This window comes from Kribbella sp. NPDC051770, assembly GCF_040681455.1.
In the GTDB taxonomy this organism is placed as follows: domain Bacteria; phylum Actinomycetota; class Actinomycetes; order Propionibacteriales; family Kribbellaceae; genus Kribbella.
Genome location: NZ_JBFAYT010000001.1, coordinates 409,595 through 428,113, shown reverse-complemented (window position 1 = coordinate 428,113; position 18,519 = coordinate 409,595). Strand labels below are relative to the sequence as shown.

General features: G+C 69.3%; 17 protein-coding genes and 1 riboswitch. Of the genes, 7 read left to right on the top strand and 10 right to left on the bottom strand.

Going from position 1 to position 18,519, the window contains the following annotated elements:
- The first annotated feature begins 1 nt into the window (after nucleotide 1).
- The 3 genes from AB0M01_RS02065 to AB0M01_RS02055 are packed head-to-tail and all read left to right on the top strand — an operon-like array spanning nucleotide 2 to nucleotide 2,837.
- Complete coding sequence (locus AB0M01_RS02065) at nucleotides 2–997, top strand: sugar phosphate isomerase/epimerase family protein (RefSeq protein WP_363664996.1); 996 nt, start codon at nucleotides 2–4, stop codon at nucleotides 995–997.
- On the top strand, nucleotides 994–1,872 hold the full coding sequence (locus tag AB0M01_RS02060) for a transketolase (RefSeq protein ID WP_363664995.1): 879 nt from the start codon (nucleotides 994–996) through the stop codon (nucleotides 1,870–1,872). Before AB0M01_RS02065 ends, AB0M01_RS02060 begins: the two co-directional genes overlap by 4 nt.
- Complete coding sequence (locus AB0M01_RS02055) at nucleotides 1,869–2,837, top strand: transketolase C-terminal domain-containing protein (RefSeq protein ID WP_363664994.1); 969 nt, start codon at nucleotides 1,869–1,871, stop codon at nucleotides 2,835–2,837. The genes AB0M01_RS02060 and AB0M01_RS02055 overlap by 4 nt, the downstream gene beginning before the upstream one ends.
- On the opposite strand, the gene ribB is transcribed toward AB0M01_RS02055, so the two are convergent.
- Entirely contained in the window at nucleotides 2,821–3,444 is a 624-nt protein-coding gene (gene ribB / locus AB0M01_RS02050; protein WP_363664993.1) for a 3,4-dihydroxy-2-butanone-4-phosphate synthase, read from the bottom strand. The genes AB0M01_RS02055 and ribB overlap by 17 nt on opposite strands.
- Nucleotides 3,445–3,549: 105 nt before the next feature.
- A riboswitch (FMN riboswitch) is annotated at nucleotides 3,550–3,683 on the bottom strand.
- A gap of 48 nt (nucleotides 3,684–3,731) precedes the next feature.
- Between ribB and AB0M01_RS02045 the strand changes: the two genes are divergently transcribed.
- The 3 genes from AB0M01_RS02045 to AB0M01_RS02035 all read left to right on the top strand — a co-directional run bounded on the left by AB0M01_RS02045 (nucleotide 3,732) and on the right by AB0M01_RS02035 (nucleotide 6,474).
- Complete coding sequence (locus AB0M01_RS02045) at nucleotides 3,732–5,243, top strand: DUF4038 domain-containing protein (protein WP_363664992.1); 1,512 nt, start codon at nucleotides 3,732–3,734, stop codon at nucleotides 5,241–5,243.
- A gap of 30 nt (nucleotides 5,244–5,273) precedes the next feature.
- Nucleotides 5,274–6,257, top strand: coding sequence for a sugar-binding transcriptional regulator (locus tag AB0M01_RS02040; protein WP_363664991.1), 984 nt, complete (start codon nucleotides 5,274–5,276; stop codon nucleotides 6,255–6,257).
- 67 nt (nucleotides 6,258–6,324) lie between these two features.
- Nucleotides 6,325–6,474 (top strand): hypothetical protein, encoded by a 150-nt coding sequence (locus tag AB0M01_RS02035; RefSeq protein ID WP_363664990.1) that lies wholly within the window; start codon nucleotides 6,325–6,327, stop codon nucleotides 6,472–6,474.
- 465 nt (nucleotides 6,475–6,939) lie between these two features.
- On the opposite strand, the gene AB0M01_RS02030 is transcribed toward AB0M01_RS02035, so the two are convergent.
- The 9 genes from AB0M01_RS02030 to AB0M01_RS01990 all read right to left on the bottom strand — a co-directional run bounded on the left by AB0M01_RS02030 (nucleotide 6,940) and on the right by AB0M01_RS01990 (nucleotide 16,999).
- On the bottom strand, nucleotides 6,940–7,503 hold the full coding sequence (locus AB0M01_RS02030) for a DinB family protein (RefSeq protein WP_363664989.1): 564 nt from the start codon (nucleotides 7,501–7,503) through the stop codon (nucleotides 6,940–6,942).
- A 13-nt stretch (nucleotides 7,504–7,516) separates the two neighbouring features.
- A complete protein-coding gene (locus AB0M01_RS02025; protein WP_363664988.1) occupies nucleotides 7,517–8,338 on the bottom strand; it encodes a hypothetical protein in 822 nt (273 codons plus the stop codon).
- A gap of 138 nt (nucleotides 8,339–8,476) precedes the next feature.
- Nucleotides 8,477–9,877: a GH1 family beta-glucosidase gene (locus AB0M01_RS02020; RefSeq protein WP_363664987.1), complete on the bottom strand. Its 1,401-nt coding sequence runs from the start codon at nucleotides 9,875–9,877 to the stop codon at nucleotides 8,477–8,479.
- Nucleotides 9,878–9,954: 77 nt separating this feature from the next.
- The gene (locus AB0M01_RS02015; RefSeq protein ID WP_363664986.1) at nucleotides 9,955–10,962 is read right to left on the bottom strand and encodes an ABC transporter ATP-binding protein; all 1,008 of its coding nucleotides are present in this window, start codon (nucleotides 10,960–10,962) and stop codon (nucleotides 9,955–9,957) included.
- Nucleotides 10,962–12,002: an ABC transporter permease gene (locus AB0M01_RS02010; protein ID WP_363664985.1), complete on the bottom strand. Its 1,041-nt coding sequence runs from the start codon at nucleotides 12,000–12,002 to the stop codon at nucleotides 10,962–10,964. The genes AB0M01_RS02015 and AB0M01_RS02010 overlap by 1 nt, the downstream gene beginning before the upstream one ends.
- A 4-nt stretch (nucleotides 12,003–12,006) precedes the next feature.
- Nucleotides 12,007–12,987 (bottom strand): ABC transporter permease, encoded by a 981-nt coding sequence (locus tag AB0M01_RS02005; RefSeq protein ID WP_363664984.1) that lies wholly within the window; start codon nucleotides 12,985–12,987, stop codon nucleotides 12,007–12,009.
- On the bottom strand, nucleotides 12,984–14,051 hold the full coding sequence (locus AB0M01_RS02000; RefSeq protein ID WP_363664983.1) for an ABC transporter ATP-binding protein: 1,068 nt from the start codon (nucleotides 14,049–14,051) through the stop codon (nucleotides 12,984–12,986). The genes AB0M01_RS02005 and AB0M01_RS02000 overlap by 4 nt, the downstream gene beginning before the upstream one ends.
- An 83-nt stretch (nucleotides 14,052–14,134) precedes the next feature.
- Nucleotides 14,135–15,811, bottom strand: coding sequence for an ABC transporter substrate-binding protein (locus AB0M01_RS01995; RefSeq protein ID WP_363664982.1), 1,677 nt, complete (start codon nucleotides 15,809–15,811; stop codon nucleotides 14,135–14,137).
- Nucleotides 15,812–15,988: 177 nt separating this feature from the next.
- Nucleotides 15,989–16,999 (bottom strand): LacI family DNA-binding transcriptional regulator, encoded by a 1,011-nt coding sequence (locus AB0M01_RS01990; RefSeq protein WP_363664981.1) that lies wholly within the window; start codon nucleotides 16,997–16,999, stop codon nucleotides 15,989–15,991.
- 257 nt (nucleotides 17,000–17,256) lie between these two features.
- Between AB0M01_RS01990 and AB0M01_RS01985 the strand changes: the two genes are divergently transcribed.
- Nucleotides 17,257–18,471: an ROK family transcriptional regulator gene (locus tag AB0M01_RS01985; RefSeq protein WP_363664980.1), complete on the top strand. Its 1,215-nt coding sequence runs from the start codon at nucleotides 17,257–17,259 to the stop codon at nucleotides 18,469–18,471.
- The last annotated feature ends 48 nt before the right edge of the window (nucleotides 18,472–18,519 follow it).

Below are 18,519 nucleotides of genomic sequence, written 5' to 3'. Positions count from 1 at the left end.
TATGACTGACATGCCGGTGTTCGGCGCAGGGATCTGGCACTTCGCCACCTACAAGGACCGCTACGCCACCGACGGGTACGGCGACCCGGTCGGCCTCCTGGAGCAGATCGACCGGGCCGGTGCGGTCGGCGACCTGTCCGTGGTCGACCTGAACTGGCCGTTCGCCGGGTACGACGGGACGCTCGACGAGGTGAAGGCCGCGCTCACCCGCAACAACCTGAAGGCGATCGCGATCACACCCGAGATCTACACCCGCGACTTCGTCAAGGGCTCGTTCACCAACCCCGACCCCGCCGTCCGCAAGCAGGCTCTCGAACTGTTGCACCAGGCAACCGAGCTGGCCAAGGACCTCGGCTGCTCGTACGTGAAGCTGTGGCCCGGCCAGGACGGCTGGGACTACCCGTTCCAGGTCAACTACCACGACATCTGGAACCTCGCGCTGGACGGGCTGAAGGAGCTCGTCTCCGCGCACCCCGACATCAACTTCGTGATCGAGTACAAGCCGCGTGAGCCGCGGGTGAAGATCATCTTCCCCAACGTCGCCCGCACCCTGCTCGGGATCGAGAAGATCGGCCTGCCCAACCTCGGCATCCTGCTCGACTTCGGGCACTCGCTGTACGGGCAGGAGACGCCCGCCGACGCCGCGCAGCTGGCGATCGACTACGGTCGGCTGTTCGCGATCGACGTCAACGACAACCTGCGCGGCTGGGACGACGACATGGTGGTCGGCTCGGTGCACCTGGTCGAGACGTTCGAGTTCTTCCACACCCTGCGCCGCAACAACTGGGAAGGCGTCTGGCAGCTCGACCAGTTCCCGTTCCGCGAGGACAGCGTCGAGGCCGCGAAGCAGGCGATCAGGTTCCTGAAGGCGGTGCACCACGCGCTCGACGTACTGGACGAGGAGGCGCTGGCCGCCGCGCAGGCGTCGCACGACGCGCTCGCCGCGCAGCGGCTGGTCCAGAAGGTCCTGCTGTCCTCGATGGCGGAGCTGGCATGACACTGACGGTCGAGCACACCACCATGCCCGTGCTCGGGCGGCTGCCGCTGCACAGCAGCCGGGCCGAGCAGGTCGCGCACATCGCCGAGGTGGCGCGGCAGATCCGGATCCAGGACCTGAAGCTGGTCCACCACGCCGGGGCCGGGCACATCGGCGGGGACTTCTCGGCGATCGACATCCTGGCGACCCTGTACGGCGCGGTGCTGGACGTCGCGCCGGACCGGGTCGACGACCCGGAGCGGGACCGATTCATCCTCAGCAAGGGACACGTCGCGGGGGCGCTCTACACGACGCTGGCGGCGTACGGGTTCCTGCCGGTGGAGGAGCTGGCGACGTTCCTGAAGCCGCTGTCCGCGCTGAACGGGCACCCGAACCGGCGCAAGGTCGCCGGCGTCGAGGCGAACACCGGCCCGCTCGGGCACGGGCTGCCGGTCGCGGTCGGGCACGCGCTGTCGGCCAAGCTCGACGTGTCGCTGCGGCGTACGTACGTGCTGGTCGGCGACGGCGAGCTGCAGGAGGGCAGCAACTGGGAGGCGATGATGGCGGCCTCGCAGTACCAGCTGGACCGGCTGACCGTGATCGTCGACCGGAACCGGCTGCAGCAGGGCGCGACCACCAAGGAGACCAACGACCTCGACCCGCTGCCGGAGAAGGCGGCGGCGTTCGGGTTCGCGGTGGTCGAGGTGAACGGGCACGACCACGGCGAGCTGCTCGACGTGCTGTCCGCCGTACCGTTCCGGCCCGGCAAGCCGACCTTCGTGATCGCCCACACCCACAAGGGGCACCCGATCTCGTTCATGAGCAACAACGTCGCCTGGCACCACCGGGTGCCCGACGCCGAAGAGTTCGACCAAGCACTCAAGGAGCTCTCATGACGGTCACCGACAGTCCCTCGATCGCGGACCAGCCGCGGTACGACTGCCGGGACGCGTACGTCGAGACGCTGGCCGAGCTGGCGCACGCGGACCAGCGGATCGTCGGCGTGGTCAACGACTCGGTCGGGTCGAGCAAGCTGAACAGCTTCCGCAAGGCCTTCCCGGACCGGCTGATCAACGTCGGCATCGCCGAGCAGGACATGGTCGGCGTCGCCTCCGGCCTGGCCAACGGCGGCCGGATCCCGTTCGTCTCGGCGGCGTCCTGCTTCCTCACCGGGCGCGCGCTGGAGCAGATCAAGGCCGACGTCGCGTACTCGCACACCAACGTGAAGCTGTGCGGGATGAGCCCGGGCGTCGCGTACGGCGAGCTCGGGCCGACGCACCACTCGATCGAGGACATCGCCTGGCTGCGCGCGATCGCCGGGATGCGGATCATCGTGCCCGCCGACCCGATCGAGACGGCGGCGGCGTTGCGGTGGGCTGCTTCGTCGGACGGCCCGGTGTTCATCCGGGTCAGCCGGATGAGCGTGCCGCGGATCCACTCCGACGACTACACGTTCGAGTTGGGCCGGGCGATCACCGTTCGGGACGGCGGCGACGTGACGCTGATCAGCAACGGGACGGTGCTCTGGCGCGCGCTGGCCGCGGCCGAGCAGCTGGCCGCGGAGGGGATCTCGGCGCGCGTGCTGTCGATGCCGACGGTGCAGCCGCTCGACACCGACGCCGTGATCGCGGCCGCGCGGGAGACGGCCGGCATCGTGACGGCGGAGGAAGGGGTCAGCGGGGGAGGGCTCGGTGGGGCGGTCGCGGAGACCGTCGTACAGCATCACCCGGCGCGGGTGTCGATCCTCGGGATCCCCGAGTTCGCGCCGACCGGCTCCGCGGCGTACTTGCTGGATCGGTACGGGCTGTCCGCGGACGGCATCGCGGCCGCCGCCCGGCGACTGGTCAGCCCAGGTAGCTGACTAGGTCGGCGATCGAGACCATCGCGAAGTCATGGGCGTCGGCGAACGCGCGCAGGTCGGCGCCGGTCATCAGCGTGCCGTCGTCGTTCATCAGCTCGCCGATCACCCCGACCGGCGGCAGCCCGGCCAGCCGGACCAGCTCCACGGTGGCCTCGGTGTGACCGGGCCGCTGCCGGACCCCGCCCGCGACCGCGCGCAGCGGGAGGATGTGGCCGGGGCGGATCAGGTGCTGCGGCTGCGCTGTCGCGTCGGCGAGCACGTTGACGGTGCGGGCGCGGTCGGCGGCGGAGATGCCGGTCCCGACGCCAGTGCTCGCGTCGACCGACACCGTGTACGCCGTACGCAGGCTGTCCTGGTTGTTCGGGACCATCAGCGGCAGCTCGAGCCGGTCCAGGATCTCGGGCGCGGCCGGGGCGCAGACGTAGCCGCTGGAGTAGCGGACCAGCAGCGCCATCAGCTGCGGCGTGGCCAGGCTGGCGGCGAAGGTCAGGTCGCCCTCGTTCTCACGGTCCTCGTCGTCCACGACGACGACCGGGCGACCCCGGCCGATCTCGGCGATCGCGTGGTCGATGGTGTCCAGACGAGTGGTCGTCACGGTGGTGCTCACTGTCGCTGTCCTCTCGGCCTGGCACTCCGGGGCAACGACAGCTCCGCGACGGGCTGCTTGTCGCACGCCTTTTGGGCGCGCGCCGAACAGGCGTCGCGAAATCTGCCACGTGCGTCTTCCCATCCGGACTTTCACCGTCGGTCCCGGAGTTCCACCAGGTCAACCGGACCTCCTCGCGGAGGTACGGGTCGCGGACTTTAACCGCCGGCTCGGAATTTCACCGACCCCAGAGCACGTGTGTGTTCTTCACTCGCAGTGTATCCGTCCTCGTTCGATCCGGGAGTGTCATGTCCATCTCAATCGTCTGGCGGTCCGTCGAGCTGTCTGCGTCGCTTCCGGTGGGTTACGGGGCGGAGGTGTGGGCGGATTTCGAGCACGAGAGCGGGGCGAGGCTGCGGCGGCCGGGGTTCTGGGACGGTGAGGTCTCCGGGGAGGGTGGTGCCGGGGCGGTGTGGCGGGTCCGGTTCGCTCCGCCGTTGGCGGGGCGGTGGGAGTGGGCGTTCGGCTCCTCCTCAGGCGTGCTGGAGGTTTCACAAGTACCGGCCGGCGAAACCAATCCGTTCTACGCCCACGGCTTCTGGCAGATGTCCCCAGGCGGCCGGAGCCTGGTCCACGCGGACGGCACCCCGGCGCTGCTGATCGCCGACACCGCCTGGGCGCTGCCCTGGCGAGCGACGGTTGATCAGGTCCGCTCGTACGCGGAGGATCGGCAGGCGAAAGGCTTCAACGCCGTACTGCTGATGTCGGTGCAACCCGACATGCGAGCCGTCGGCCCGCGCGACCGGACCGCGGACGAGGGGTTCGACGTCGCGTTCGAGGACCTGCCTGACGGTCACCTGCTGCAGCCTCGGGCGGAGTACTTCCAGTACCTCGATCAGCTGCTGGAGGTCCTGGTCGAACACGGGATCGTCCCCGTGCTGCAGCCGGTCTTCCAGGGCTTCGGCTGGAAGGGGCTCGACGTCGCCGGGACCGTCGTACCAGCGGACGAGTACGCGACGTACTGCCGCTACCTCGTCGCCCGGTACGGCGCGCAGCCCGCGATCTACCTCGTCGGTGGCGACGGTACCGGGCGCGAGCCGCAGGTTTCGGCCGGGGGAGCGGAGGTGCACGCCGTCGACTGCTACGAGCAGCCGACCGGCATCCACTACCGCCCGCACATCCGCGCCTCGGCGCACCAGGATGCCGACTGGCTCGACTTCCAGTGGTGCCAGACCGGGCACACCGGCGAGCACGTCGCCGAACGGGTCGCCGACATGTGGCGCAACACGCCGGTGCGAGCCGTGGCGAACGGCGAGCCGACGTACGAGCAGCACGGTGGGCTGGACGTCGCTGGTGGGTGGTGGCAGGGGCACGAGGCGTGGAGCAACCTGTGCGCGGGCGGGACGATGGGGGTCGTGTACGGCGCGGGGAGCCTGTGGCAGTGGCGGCTGCATGCTTCCGAGCCCGGGCACTCCGCGTTCTTCATCGCGCCGGACGCTGGGTGGCGGGAGGCGCTGGGGTTCGGCGGTTCGACGTACGTGGGGTTGGTTGGTCGGGTGCTGGCTGGTCTGCCACTTGTGGATATGGAGCCGGACTGGACGCGGGTGATCTCCGGCCGCGCGCTGCGCGGAGCCGACGGGTTGCTGATCGTCTACCGCGAGCACGGCGGCCCGTTGATGGTCTTCGACGACTCCGTCCCGCTCGACTACCGCATCGTCGATCCCCGCGACGGCTCCGTCGTCGCGACCGGCCGGCGAGACACGCCAGGCGATCCGCTGCCCGATCCGGGTGGCGCACCGCGCGTCTACATCTGCCTATAGTCCAGTCCTGACCTGTCTGAAGGGGGAACCGTGAATCGTGGCGTGCGCCGCCCCGGCCTGGACGAACTACGCCTGCTCGCGAAGGTCGCCCGCATGTACCACGAGAAGGGGATCCGCCAGCCGAAGATCGCCAGCGAGCTGAACCTGTCGCAGGCGCGGGTGTCGCGGATGCTCAAGCAGGCGGTCGAGGTGGGGATCGTGCACACGGTGGTGACGATGCCGAGCGGGGTGCACAGCGATCTGGAGGACGAGCTGCAGGAGCGGTACGGGCTGAGGGATGCGGTGGTGGTGGACACCGACACTCTTTCTGCCGGTAGCACCGACGACGATGTCCTCCCTGCACTCGGATCAGGCGCAGCGGCGTACCTGGACATGACCCTCACCGGCGGCCACGTCATCGGCATCTCCTCTTGGAGCGAGACCCTGATCAGCGCCGTCGACCGGATGCCGCGCAAGAGCGTCCCGGTCGCCGACAAGGTCGTCCAGATCGTCGGCGGGCTCGGCGACGCCGCCGTACAGATGCAGGCGACGCGCCTCACCGCCCGCTTCGCCGAACTCACCGGCGCGATGCCTGTTTACTTGCCGGCCCCCGGCCTGGTCGGCACCCCCGCCGTACGGCGCGCGATGATGAACGACGTCTCCGTCCAAGACGTCCTGGGCACCTGGAGCCAACTCACCGACGCGGTAGTAGGCATCGGCAGCCTCGAGCCCTCTCCTCTGCTGCAGCGCAGCGGCAACGCAGTCGCCCAGTCTGACCAGGATGAGCTGCGCCGCTTGGGTGCCGTCGGCGACGTCTGCTTCCGCTTCTTCGACGAGGACGGCAACCACGTCCGCTCCACCTTCGACCAACGAGTCATCGGCGTCACCGCGAAAGAGCTGCTGACCGTCCCCCGCCGAATCGGCGTAGCCGGCGGCGCCCGAAAGTTCTCCGCCATCCGCGCGGCCCTGCTGGGCGGCTGGATCAACATCCTCATCACCGACCTCGCCATGGCCAACCGCCTCCTCGCCGACTGAGCTTTCCCCACGCAGGCTCCTCCGTTCGCTGGCGCTCACTACGGTGCCTGCTCCCACCCGCCCCTTGTTGAGTACGCGTGCTGACGCCCGCTTCCTGCGCGCGCTGACGCGCGGCAACCGCTCGGTGGTTGGGCGGGCGGACGTGCACCACCCACCAACCTCCGCCGGAGGAGGCGAGCTGAGCGTGAACGCCAGCCCGGGCAAGGCGATGGACTGAGGTTAGTGGGTGGTGCACGTCCGTCCCACGGGCTACTCGGCCGGGCCCGATGGCTCGGCGGCTGCGGCCTTCGCCTGCTTCGTGCGCGCCGCGTGCGGCAACCCCTCGGCGGGTGGGCGGACGTGCACCACCCACTAACCTCCGCCGGAGGCGACGAGCTGAGCGTGGAGAGCTTCGCGGCGAGCTCAATGAACGGGGTTAGTGGGTGGTGCACGTCCGCCCAGCTGGCTGTTCAGTCGGTCTGAATCGTTCGGGTGCCGCGTGGCGACTCCTGCTTCCTGTGGCGCCGGTGGGTGTGTCGAGGGCGTGCTGCCGCCAGATGTGTGCGTTCCTCGCTCGCGTCCAGGCGGGCGTGAGCAATCGGCGGTTGTGGGTGCGGGGCGACCTGCACCACTGACCAACCTCGGCCGGTGGCGTCGAGCCAGGCGGGAACCGCGTGGTGGACAAGGTGATCGGGCGGCTTGATCAGTGGTGCAGGTTGGGACGGCTGAGCTGCTCAGGTGGTCTGAATGGTTCCGCTGCCGCGTGGATTCTGGCGATGCGAGCCGGCTCGTCGGCTCCGTCGATCAGTTCGCGGAGGATGTCGAGGTGTCCGCCGTGGCGGAGTTCCTCGTTCAGGACTCGGAGCATCATGGCTGCGAGGGTTGTCGTTTGGTGGCCCTCGGCGAAGTGCTCGACCCGGCCGACGGCATCCAGGTCGTGCGACGCGATCGTCTCGTCGGCGACACCGCACGCCTCCGTGTACCAGGCGAGGATGAAGGCCGATGACTCGTCGGCGCGTACCCACAGGTCGGCGGCGCCGGCGAGGTTCACGTCGCCGGGGATCTCTCGCGGCAGCGAGCGACCGAACGCTTCGCCGAGGTAGCCGTACTCCATGCCGCCGAGGTGTTTGAGGACGCCGAGGACGTTCGCGCCTGAGGCGGTGAGCGGGCGGCGGAGGTCGTGCTCGGACAAGCCGCGGGTCGTCTCCAGGTTGGTGGCCCGCGCAGCACGCAGGGCCTCGTGGAGCTCGGACTTCAGCGTCAGCACGTCGAGCAGGAGATCACACGATCAGTGCACTCTCCAGGTCGATCAGGTCCGTCAGGCGGTCGGCGAAGGCGCGGGTGAGGTTGGTGAGGGAATCGTCGGGGAGGGTTGTGGCCGGGCGAACAGCAGGGCCCATCAAAGAGGTGCGGCCCAGTGAGAGGAGGACGTCTTCGTGGTGGGTGAGGGCCTCGAAGGCGATGGCCTGGGCGGCTGAGGGGGTGCCGAAGCGGTCGGTGAAGAAGTGTTCGATGCGGGGGTGGGTGGACGTCAGATACAAGTACTCGACGACCTCGGGGAGGCTGCGCCAGTTGCGGAGTTGGGCGGCGATGAGGTCGGCGTCGGCGTCGTCGAGGAGGTCGCCCAGTTGGAAGGTGCTGGGGATGTCGTCGCGCATCAAGGCGGCGTCGGAAGCAGCCTGCAGCCACTCGGAGTAGAAGTTGAGCCAGTCGCCGGCCCAGCCGGCGAGGTCGCCGCGGTTGGTGGTGAGGCCGTCGGGGCGGCCGTGGAGGTAGAGGCCGGCGGTGGCGGCGGCGAGGTGGGAGACCTTGATGACGCTGCCGAAGACGGGGGCGCGGAACCAGGCGATGTGGGGGAGGCCGGTGCGGAGGACGTAGTCGATGAAGTCGTCGTCGACGCGGCCGACGAGGGTGCGCCACTGGTAGGAGTCGTAGTCGAAGTGCCGTAGGTAGTCGAGGACCAGGCGGGCGGCGTCGGCGTTGGGGGCGTAGCGGCGGGCGAGGGTGTGCACGGCGTCGACGTACCCGACGAAGTCGGCTGCCTCGTGCCGCACCTCGTGGGCGAGGGGACGGCGGGCGATGGCGTGGGGTACGGCGGTCACTGGGCCTCCAGACAGGGATACCCGGCGCCGGTGCGCCGGGTGTTCCCCGACTGTGCACCGCGTGGTTACACAGCGGATTCACGCTCGATATACGACGAAGCCCGCCGGCATCGACAGACCGGCGGGCTTCGCACCGAACTAGCGGTTGCGGTGCTGCTCCGCGAGGTCGCGCAGGTACAGCGCCGACTGCTTCGGGGTCCGCTCCTGGGTGTCGTAGTCGACGCGGACGATGCCGAAGCGCTTCTCGTAGCCGTAGGCCCACTCGAAGTTGTCGAGCAGGGACCAGGCCAGGTAGCCGCGGATGTCGGCGCCCTGCTCGATGGCGGAGGCGACGGCGGCCAGGTGCGAGGTGAAGTACGCCGTACGGCCCTCGTCGGCGACGAAGCCGGAGGCGTCGGCGACATCGTCGAAGGCCGCGCCGTTCTCGGTGATCACCATCGGCAGGCCGGGGTAGTCCTTGCTGATCCGGACCAGGAGGTCGGTGAAGCCTTCGGGGACGATCTCCCAGTCCATCGCGGTGCGGTCGCGGCCGAGGGGGATGCTGCGGACGACCGGGAGGCCGGCGGCGTCGACGGTGCTGCCGTCCTCGGCGTAGCCGGTGAACTTCTGGCTGAAGTAGTAGTTGATGCCGAGGACGTCGATCGGGGCGGAGATGGTGGCGAGGTCACCGTCCTGAACGGGGATGACGATGTCCTGAGCGGCCAGGTCCGCGATGACGTCCGCGGGGTAGCGGCCGTGGACGAGCGGGTCCAGGTACAACCGGGCGCCCATGCCGTCGGCCCGGCGGGCGGCGTCCAGGTCCGGCGCGGCGTCCGACGCCGGGTACGCCGTCGCGGCGTTCAGCGTGATGCCGATGTCGATCTTGCGCGGTGCCGCCTCGCGCATCCGCTCGGTCGCGAGGCCGTGGCCGAGAAGCAGATGGTGGACGGCGGAGACCGCAGCGGGGTAGTCCTGACGACCGGGCGCGTGCGCGCCGTACGCGTACCCGAGCATCGCCGAGCACCACGGCTCGTTCAGCGTCGTCCAGGTGTCGACCCGGTCGCTCAGCGCGTCGAAGACCAGCATCGAGTAGTCGGCGAACCGGTACGCCGTGTCGCGCACCGGCCAGCCGCCCGCGTCCTCGAGCTCCTGCGGGAGGTCCCAGTGGTACAGCGTCACCCACGGGTCGATGCCCTGGGCAAGCAGTTCGTCGACCAGCCGGTCGTAGAAGGCCATCCCGGCCGGGTTGAAGCCGCGGCCGTTCGGCTGGACCCGGGTCCAGGACACCGAGAACCGGTAGGTGTCCATCCCGAGATCCTTGATCAGGGCAACATCCGAAGGCATCCGGGTGTAGTGCTCGCAGGCGACGTCACCGGTGTCGCCGTCGTGCACGGCGCCGGGGACGCGGCAGAAGGTGTCCCAGATCGACGGGGTCCGGCCGTCGGCGTCGACGGCGCCCTCGATCTGGTACGCCGAGGTGGCGACTCCCCAGCGGAAACCGGTGGGCAGCCCGGCGATCAGCGCGGCGTCGGCCGAGGTGGTGGGGGCAGGTGTGGTCATAGTGGCCGTACGACGCCCGCGCGCCCGCCGGTGGGCGGGGCGCGCGAGCGCCGTACTGACTCCCTTCGGGGCAGAAGTTAGGCGACAGGGACGCGGCCGGGCAGCCAGCAGGCGACCTGGCGGTTGGGGTCGTTCCTGGCTTCGGGGACGCCGAGGACCGGGATCTCGGTCGAGCAGCGGTCGAACGCGTGCGGGCAGCGCGGGTGGAACGCGCAGCCGGTGGGCATACCGCGCAGGTCGGGCGGCGAGCCCGGGATCCCGCTCAGCTCGCGGCGCGGGCCGCGCAGCGCCGGGAAGGACTTCAGCAGCCCTTCGCTGTACGGGTGCAGGGAGTCCTTGTAGAGGTCGGCGGACTTGGCCTCCTCGACGATCCGGCCGCCGTACATGATCGCGATCCGGTCGGAGAACTCGACCAGCAGCGACAGGTCGTGGGTGATGAACAGCACCGAGAACCCGAGCCGCTCGCGCAGCTCGACCAGCTGGGCCAGGATCTGGCGCTGCATCACCACGTCCAGCGCGGTGGTCGGCTCGTCCATGATCACGATCTGCGGCTCGAGCACGAGCGCCATCCCGATCATCACCCGCTGCCGCATCCCGCCGGACAGCTGGTGCGGGTAGGCGTCCATCCGGTCGGCGGAGATGCCGACCAGCTTGAGCATCTCCTTGGCGCGGTCCATCCGCGCGGTGGCGCTGAGCTGCGGCTCGTGGGCGCGGATCACGTCGAGCATCTGGGTGGAGACCTTGTGCACCGGGTTCAGCGAGTTCATCGCACCCTGGAACACGATCGACGTCTCGGCCCAGCGGAACTTGCGCAGCTCGGCCGGCGTCAGCGCCATCACGTCGTACGGCTGGTCGCCCGGCGGGTGGTAGACCACCGAGCCACCGCTGATCACACCGGGCGGCGGGAGCAGCCGGGTGACTCCGTACGCGAGGGTGGACTTGCCGGAGCCGCTCTCGCCGGCCAGGCCGAGCACCTCACCGCGGTGCAGGGTCAGCGTCACGTCGCGGACCGCGCGGACGGCCTGGTCGCCGAGGCCGTAGTCGACGTTGAAGTCCTTGATCTCCAGGACTGGTTGCTTGGCCATCAGACCGTGCCCTTCGCTTCGTCGGCGCGGACCACCGGGGTGACCGGGGCCTTGCGGTCGGTCGTGTTCAGAACCGGGGTGAAGCCGACCTTCATCCGGACCGTGTGGCCGTCCTTGGTCTTCACCTTGGTGTGCCCGCTGCTGCGCAGCCGGGGGCTGACGAACTCGTCGATGCCGAAGTTGATCAGAGACAGCGCGGTGCCGAGGATCGCGATCGCCAGACCGGCCGGGACGAACCACCACCAGGCGCCCTGCGCGAGCGCCTGCTGGCTCTGCGCCCAGAACAGGATGGTGCCCCAGTTCCACTCCGAGATCGTCGAGATCCCGATGAAGGCCAGCGTGATCTCCGACATCACCGCGAAGATCACCGTACCGACGAACCCGGAGGCGATGATCGCGGTCAGGTTCGGCAGGATCTCGACGGTGATGATCCGCCAGGTGCTCTCACCGGTCGCCCGGGCGGCCTCGACGTAGTCGCGGCGGCGCAGCGACAGGGTCTGCGCGCGCAGGACCCGCGCACCCCAGGCCCACGAGGTGAAACCGATGACGAGGGCAACCATCAGGTCGCCGGCGCCGGGGATCGTGGAGGCCACGATGATGATCAGCGGCAGCGCCGGGATCACCAGGAAGACGTTCGACAGCGCGGACAGGCCCTCGTCGGCGGCGCCGCCGAGGAAGCCCGAGCTGACCCCGATCAGCACCGACAGCGCGGTCGCGACGATGCCGGCCAGCAGGCCGACGAACATCACGCCCCGGGTGCCGACCAGGATCTGGGACAGGATGTCCTGGCCGAGGTGGGTGGTGCCGAACCAGTGCTGGCCCGACGGCGGCTGGAGCAGGTTCGCGCTGCGCTCGCTCGGGTCGTACGGCGCGATCCAGGGCCCGATGATCGCGATCAGGCAGAAGAACGCGAGGACCACCAGGCCGGTCGCGGCCTTCGGGTTGGCGACGAACCGGAGCCGCTGGCGCTTGGCCGGGGCGGCCTCGACCTCCGGGCCCTCCGGCGTCACCGCGGTGATGGTGCTGGCAGGTGCGGACATCGGCTCAGCTCTCCTTCCGGGTGCGCGGGTCGAGCAGCAGGTAGGCGACGTCGGCGATCAGGTTGGCGACCAGCACCGAGATGGTGATCACCAGGAAGACGCCCTGCATCAGCGGGTAGTCCTTCGCGCCGACCGCCTGGAACAGGTTGTAGCCGATCCCGGGGTAGGAGAAGACGATCTCCACCAGCAGCGTGCCGCCGACGATGAAGCCGAGCGACAGCGCGAAACCGGAGACGTTCGGCAGCAGCGCGTTGCGGGCGGCGTACGAGAGCATCACGCGGCGCTCGGACAGGCCCTTGGCGTGCGCGACGGTGATGTAGTCCTCCGACGCGACCGTCACCATCATGTTGCGCATGCTGAGGATCCAGCCGCTGACCGAGGAGATCAGGATCGTGATCGCCGGCAGCAGGCTGTGCTGGATCGCGCTGCCGATGAAGATGCTGTCCCAGTTCGGGACCAGGCCCGGCTCGTAGCCGCCGGACGACGGGAAGAAGCTGCCGGCCCCGGCGAACAGCGTGATCGCGATCAGGCCGAGCCAGAAGTACGGGATCGAGGACAGGAACGTGGTCACCGGGAGCAGGCCGTCCAGCCAGGACCCGCGCCGCCAGCCGGCCAGGATGCCGAGGCTGGTGCCGATCGTGAAGCTGGCCAGCGTGGTGATGCCGACCAGCGCGATCGTCCACGGCAGCGACTGGCCGAGGATCTCCGAGACCGGCGTCGGGAAGAACGTGAACGACAGCCCGAGGTCACCCTCGAAGACCTGCTGCCAGTAGTCGACGTACTGGCTCCACAGGCTGGCGTTCTTGTCCAGGCCGAACAGCACGTACAGCGAGTTGATCGCCTCGGTGCTCATCTGGCCCTGGAACTTGTTGATCAGCGAGGTGACCGGGTCACCGGGGATCATCCGCGGGATGAAGAAGTTGATCGTGATCGCCGCCCAGGCGGTGAACAGGTAGAAGGCGATCCGTTGCAGCAGGAACTTCACTTCGCCGCTCCTTCCTCGTAGAGCCAGCAGGCCGCCCAGTGGGCCTGGCCGCTGTCGACCACCGGCAGCTCGAACCGGGGCGGCAGGTCGGTGGAGCACTTCGGCATCGCGTGCACGCAGCGCGGGTGGAACCGGCAGCCGGACGGCGGCGCGATCAGGCTCGGCGGCTCACCGCCGCCCTCGTCCTCGGGCGCGTCCTTCGCGTCACCGACCCGGTCCAGGCGGTCGGGGTCGGGCGCGCTCTCGATCAGCAGCCGCGTGTACGGGTGCGCGGGGTGCTGGGTGACGGTCTCGGAGTCGCCGCCCTCGACCATGCGGCCGGCGTACATCACCAGGGTCTCGTCGGCGAAGTAGCGGGCCGAGGCGATGTCGTGGGTGATGTAGAGGATGGCCAGGTTGAGGCGTTCCTTGAGGTCCCGCAGCAGGTTCAGTACGCCGAGCCGGATGGACACGTCGAGCATCGACACCGGCTCGTCGGCGAGCAGCACCTCGGGGTTGGCGCCGAGCGCGCGGGCGATCGAGACCCGCTGGCGCTGGCCGCCGGACAGCTCGTGCGGGAACTTGTCCAGGTAGCGCTCCGGCGGGGTCAGCTGGACCCGCAGCAGCAGGTCGTTCAGGTTCTGCTCCAGCTCGGCGCTGCCGTTGCCCGCGCGGCCGTGGATCTTCAGCGACCGGGTCAGGTGGTAGCGCACGGTGTGCACCGGGTTCAGCGACGCGAACGGGTCCTGGAAGATCATCTGTACGCGGCGGCAGTAGGCGCGGAACGCGCGGCCGCCCTTCACGGTGACCGAGTCGCCGTGCAGCCGGATGTCGCCGCCGGTGCGCTGGTACAGCTGCGCCATCAACCGGGCGACGGTGGACTTGCCGGAGCCGGACTCGCCGACCAGGGCGGTGACCCGGCCCCGGCGGAGCGTCAGCTGGACGTCGTCCACCGCGTGCACGGCGTACCGGCCGCGGGTGAACACGTCGCGCAGGCCCCGGCGGACGGGGAAGTGTTTGGTGAGGTTCTCGGCCTCGAGGACCACGTCGTCGGTCGTGGCCGGTGCTGCATCGGTCGCCGTCATCTTTCCTGACTCCTCGCTGGGTCGGCGCGCGGGACCGCGGCCGCGGAGCCCCAGGTGGAGAGCTCCGCGGCCGCGGCGGGTTGTCAGGCCCCTGCGGGCTTCAGCTTCAGGACGATCTCCAGCGCGTTCTGCTGCGTCGGCTGAGCCGGTCCGTACGGGTTGGTGTCGTCCGGCCACCCGACCCAGTTCTTGGTGCTGTAGAGCGCACCGATGTTGGAGGCACCGGTCGGGATGATCGGCATCTGCTCGACCATGATCTTCTGCAGCGTGTTCAGCGCCGCGGTGCGCGCCGCGTCGTCGGCGGCGTTGGCGTACTCGTCCAGCGCCTTGGTCGCGTCGGCGTTGCTGAACCGGCCGTAGTTGCCGCTCACGCCACCCTTGCCGACCGGCTTCAGGATCTTGCCGTCCATGATGTTCTGGTAGATGTCGTACGGCGTCGCGCCGCCGTTGGTCCAGTGCATGCCGGCCTGGAAGTTGCCCTCGTCGAACGCCTTGAACCAGGCGTCCTGGTTGGCCTTGTCGACGGTCGCCTTGATGCCGATCTGGGACAGGTTGTCCTTGATGATCTCCAGGCTGGTGACGTAGTCCGACCAGCCGGCCGGGTTGGTCAGCGTGATCGTGACCGGCTTGCCGGTCTGGTCCTTCAGGGTGTCGCCCTCGAGCTTGAAGCCGGCCGCGGCCAGCTCGGCCTTGGCGCCCTCGACGTCGACGGCGTGCTTCTTGTCCTTGAACTCCGGCGCGATGTAGGACTCACCGGCCGGGGCCGGGATGCCGGTGACGGACTCGATCTTCGGGTAGAAGTACCCGGCCTCGGCCTGGGTGAAGATGTCGTCGCGGTTGATCACCTTGTCCATCGCCCGGCGCAGCGCCGGGTTGTCGAACGGCTTCACCGTGGTGTTGATCCACAGGCCGTGGATGCCCAGCGTGCCCGGCGCCCAGACCTTGTGGTTCTTCTCGTCCTTGGCCTGGAAGACCGTCTTCACGTTCGGGACGAAGACGAAGCTCCACTCCGAGGCGCCGTTGGCCAGCGCGGTGGTCTGCGCGTTGTTGTCGTTGTACGACGTGTAGCGCAGCTCCTTGACCTTCGGCAGCTCCTGCCAGTACTTGTCGCGCAGCTCCAGCGTGGTGGTCTGCGGCGTGAACGACTTGAGCTTGTACGGGCCGGTGCCGATCGGGTCCTTGACGGTGTCCTGGCTCGGGTCCTTGAACGTCGACCACTGCGCCTTCGGCACCACGAAGACGCCGAGGATCTTGTTCTGGTTGACGAACTGCGAGCGGGTGAAGGTCAGCTCGACCTTGTTCCCGGTCTGGGTGATCTTGTCGTACGGGATCGCGTCCTGGTTCAGGCCCTCGTTGTCCTTGCGGAGCTGGAACGAGTAGGCCACGTCCTCGGCGCTCATCGGCTTGCCGTCGGACCAGGTGACACCGTCGCGGATCGTGAAGGTGACCTTCTTGAAGTTGTCGGCCCAGGCGAACTCGGTGGCCAGCCAGGGCTTGCCCGGCTCCTGCGGCTTGAGCGCGTTGATCATCACCAGCGGTTCGTAGATCATCCACCGGTACCCGAGCGAGGCGCCCGAGGAGGAACCGAGGAACGGGTTGTGGTTCTCGGTCTGCGGCCCGTTCGGCATGCCCACGTTGAGCACCGTGGCGCCGCCGCCGGCGTTGGCGTTCGAGTTGGTGGTGTCCCCGTTACTGCAGGCAGCGGTTGCTGCCGCGAGCAGGCCCGCGAGGGCCAGCGCGACTGTGCGTCGTGCTCGCATCGTTCCTCCTGTGTTCGTCAACTACTTGGCGGATGACTCTCCGGTTGACCCGGTCAGTGGTGTCGCATCGTGCCGTGAAAGCGCTCTCATGAGAAGGGCGCACGGCCTAACGGATCGATATCGGGACTACTGGGTGCCGGTGGCGAAGCAGGGGCAGCTACCTCGCCACCGGACGCTCTAAGAGGGGCGGGCGGGGGCGGTAGAGCTGCGCACGATCAACGTCGTGGGCAGCACCTGGGGTGCCTCCGGCAGCGGCTTGCCGCCGAAGTAGTCCATCAGCATCCGGGCCGCGGCCTGCCCCATCTGGCGCATCGGCTGATGCACCGTGGTCAGCGGCGGCTCGGTGTGCTGGGCGTACGGGATGTCGTCGAAACCGACCACCGACACGTCGTTCGGCACGTTCCGCCCGGTCTCCCGGACGGCCTGGATGGCGCCGCCGGCGGACAGGTCGTTGTGCGCGAAGATCGCGTCGAACTTGGTGCCGGCCTCGAGGGCCTGCTGGACGCCGCGGCGTCCGCTCTCGTGGGTGAAGTCGCCTTCGAAGACGAGCCGTGGGTCCAGCTCGAGGCCGGCTGCCGCGTAGGTGTCGCGGAAGCCGTCCAGGCGTTCCTGGGTGCAGCCGAACCAGTCCACGCCGGTGATCACCAGCGGGCGGCGGCGGCCGAGCTCCAGCAGGTGCCGGGCGGCGGCCTCACCTCCGGCCCGGTTGGTGGTGGCGACGGACGGGAACACCGGTTGCTTGGCCCGGTCGTCGATCAGGACGACCGGCAGGCCGCGCGAGTGCAGCTGCTCGATGTAGGACAGCGTGCCCTCTGGCTCGATCACCAGCAGGCCGTCGAACGACTGCGCCGAGACCTGCGAGGCGAACTGCTGCATCGACTCCTCACCCCGGTTGCAGGTGAACAACAGCAGGCCGTAGCCCTCGGTCTCGACCACGTCGACGGCACCCTGCAGGACCTCGCCCATCCAGGGCCAGGTCAGCGAGGGGACCAGCATGCCGACGATCCGGGTCCGGCCGCGGGCCAGGCCGACGGCCCGGGCGCTGGGCACGTACCCGAGCTCGGCGATCACCTGGCGGACCCGTTCGGCGGTCCGCAGATCGAGCTCGCCCTTGCCGTTCAGGACCCGCGAGACGGTGGTCTTGCTGACTCCGGCACGGGCCGCGACATCGGCGATCGTGATCGACATACACAGCTCCCCTCGGGCGGTCGGGGTGGTGCGGGGCGGATGTTGCCGTTTCGTGAACGCGGTGTTCGGAACCGGTTTCGGAAGCGGTTCCGTAGAGTGAAGCGGTCCGTGCGGGGTGACGTCAATCACGGACCGGTAACGAAAGTCACTACTAAGTTCAAATCGTGTAAGAAGTGCGGTGGGCTGAGCTTGGAACTCCTCGTGCGGCAGGATGACGTCAACTGATGGAAGCTGCCGGAAAGGGTCGGGAAAACACCATGGACGGACGCCGGACGACCGTGCGGGACATGCGGCGGTCCAACCGTTCGGTGATCCTGACCAGCATCTACCGGCAGGGACCGCTGAGCCGCTACGAGCTGGGCCACGAGACGTCGCTGAGCGCGGCCAGCGTGAGCAACCTGGTCGGCGAGCTGCTGGACGAGGGCATCGTCGAGGAGGCCGGGTCGGTCGAGTCCGACGGTGGCCGGCCGCGGGTGCTGCTCCGGGTCGCCCCCAGCTTCGGGTACGTCGTCGGCGCCGAGGTCGGCGAGACGCGGGTCCGGGTCGAGCTGTTCGACCTCGCGATGACGGTGCTGGCGACCGTGGTCTACCCGATCGAGACGCCGAAACCCGCGCCCGAGCTGGCGGTGAAGTACGTGCTGCAGGGGCTCGACGCGGTGATCACGCAGGCCGGCGTACCGGCTGAGCGGGTGCTCGGGCTCGGAGTCGCTGTCGCCGGTGTGGTCGAAGGGCCTGCGGACGCTGTCGTGCACGCACAGACGCTCGGGTGGGACGGCGTTCCGCTCGGGGCGATGCTGGCGGCGGGGACCTCGATCCCGATCCAGGTCGACAACGGTGCGAACACGCTCGGGCAGGCCGAGATGTGGTTCGGCGCCGGGCGGGGTGCGACGGATGCCGTCGTGGCGCTCGTCGGGTCTGGTGTCGGTGCTGCCTTGGTGACTGGTGGGACGAGCTACCGGGGGACTCGCAGTAGCGCCGGCGAGTGGGGCCACACCACGATCATGTACGGCGGCCGCCGGTGCCGGTGCGGTGCCGAGGGATGTCTCGAGGCGTACGTCGGCGCCGAGGGTGTGCTCGACCGGTACCGGCTGGCCGGTGGGCCGGCCGCGCGCTCGGACGACGACGAAGCGGCCTTCATCGGGCTGCTCGGCGCGGTCGACTCCTCCGAGGTCGCCGCCAAGGTCGTCGAGGACACGATCGGGTACCTGGCCGCGGGGTTCGCGAACCTGGTGAACCTGGTCAACCCGGAGCGGATCGTGCTCGGTGGCTGGGCGGGGTTGCTGCTGGGGGAGCGCTACCTCGCGGAGCTGCGCGAGGCCGTCGGCAAGCACGCGCTGCACCGCCCGTACGCGCAGGTGACGATCGAGCTGTGCGAGCTCGGCCGGGACGCGGTGGCGCTGGGCGCCGCGACGCTGCCGGTGCTGCGCCTCCTCCGCGAAGGCGGCACCGCCAAACGAGTCACCACCGCCTGATCCCCGCAAGTTCCGGAACCTGAACTCGCTGCGCAGGGTTCAGGACTT

Bases quoted from the DNA above. Each gene is read 5' to 3' on its own strand.
- AB0M01_RS01990 (WP_363664981.1), bottom strand. From the start codon at position 16,999: ATGTCGATCACGATCGCCGATGTCGCGGCCCGTGCCGGAGTCAGCAAG.
- AB0M01_RS01985 (WP_363664980.1), top strand. From the start codon at position 17,257: ATGGACGGACGCCGGACGACCGTGCGGGACATGCGGCGGTCCAACCGT.
- AB0M01_RS02045 (WP_363664992.1), top strand. From the start codon at position 3,732: ATGTCCATCTCAATCGTCTGGCGGTCCGTCGAGCTGTCTGCGTCGCTT.
- AB0M01_RS02060 (WP_363664995.1), top strand. From the start codon at position 994: ATGACACTGACGGTCGAGCACACCACCATGCCCGTGCTCGGGCGGCTG.
- AB0M01_RS02020 (WP_363664987.1), bottom strand. From the start codon at position 9,877: ATGACCACACCTGCCCCCACCACCTCGGCCGACGCCGCGCTGATCGCC.
- AB0M01_RS02055 (WP_363664994.1), top strand. From the start codon at position 1,869: ATGACGGTCACCGACAGTCCCTCGATCGCGGACCAGCCGCGGTACGAC.
- AB0M01_RS02010 (WP_363664985.1), bottom strand. From the start codon at position 12,002: ATGTCCGCACCTGCCAGCACCATCACCGCGGTGACGCCGGAGGGCCCG.
- AB0M01_RS02065 (WP_363664996.1), top strand. From the start codon at position 2: ATGACTGACATGCCGGTGTTCGGCGCAGGGATCTGGCACTTCGCCACC.
- AB0M01_RS02015 (WP_363664986.1), bottom strand. From the start codon at position 10,962: ATGGCCAAGCAACCAGTCCTGGAGATCAAGGACTTCAACGTCGACTAC.
- AB0M01_RS02000 (WP_363664983.1), bottom strand. From the start codon at position 14,051: ATGACGGCGACCGATGCAGCACCGGCCACGACCGACGACGTGGTCCTC.
- AB0M01_RS01995 (WP_363664982.1), bottom strand. From the start codon at position 15,811: ATGCGAGCACGACGCACAGTCGCGCTGGCCCTCGCGGGCCTGCTCGCG.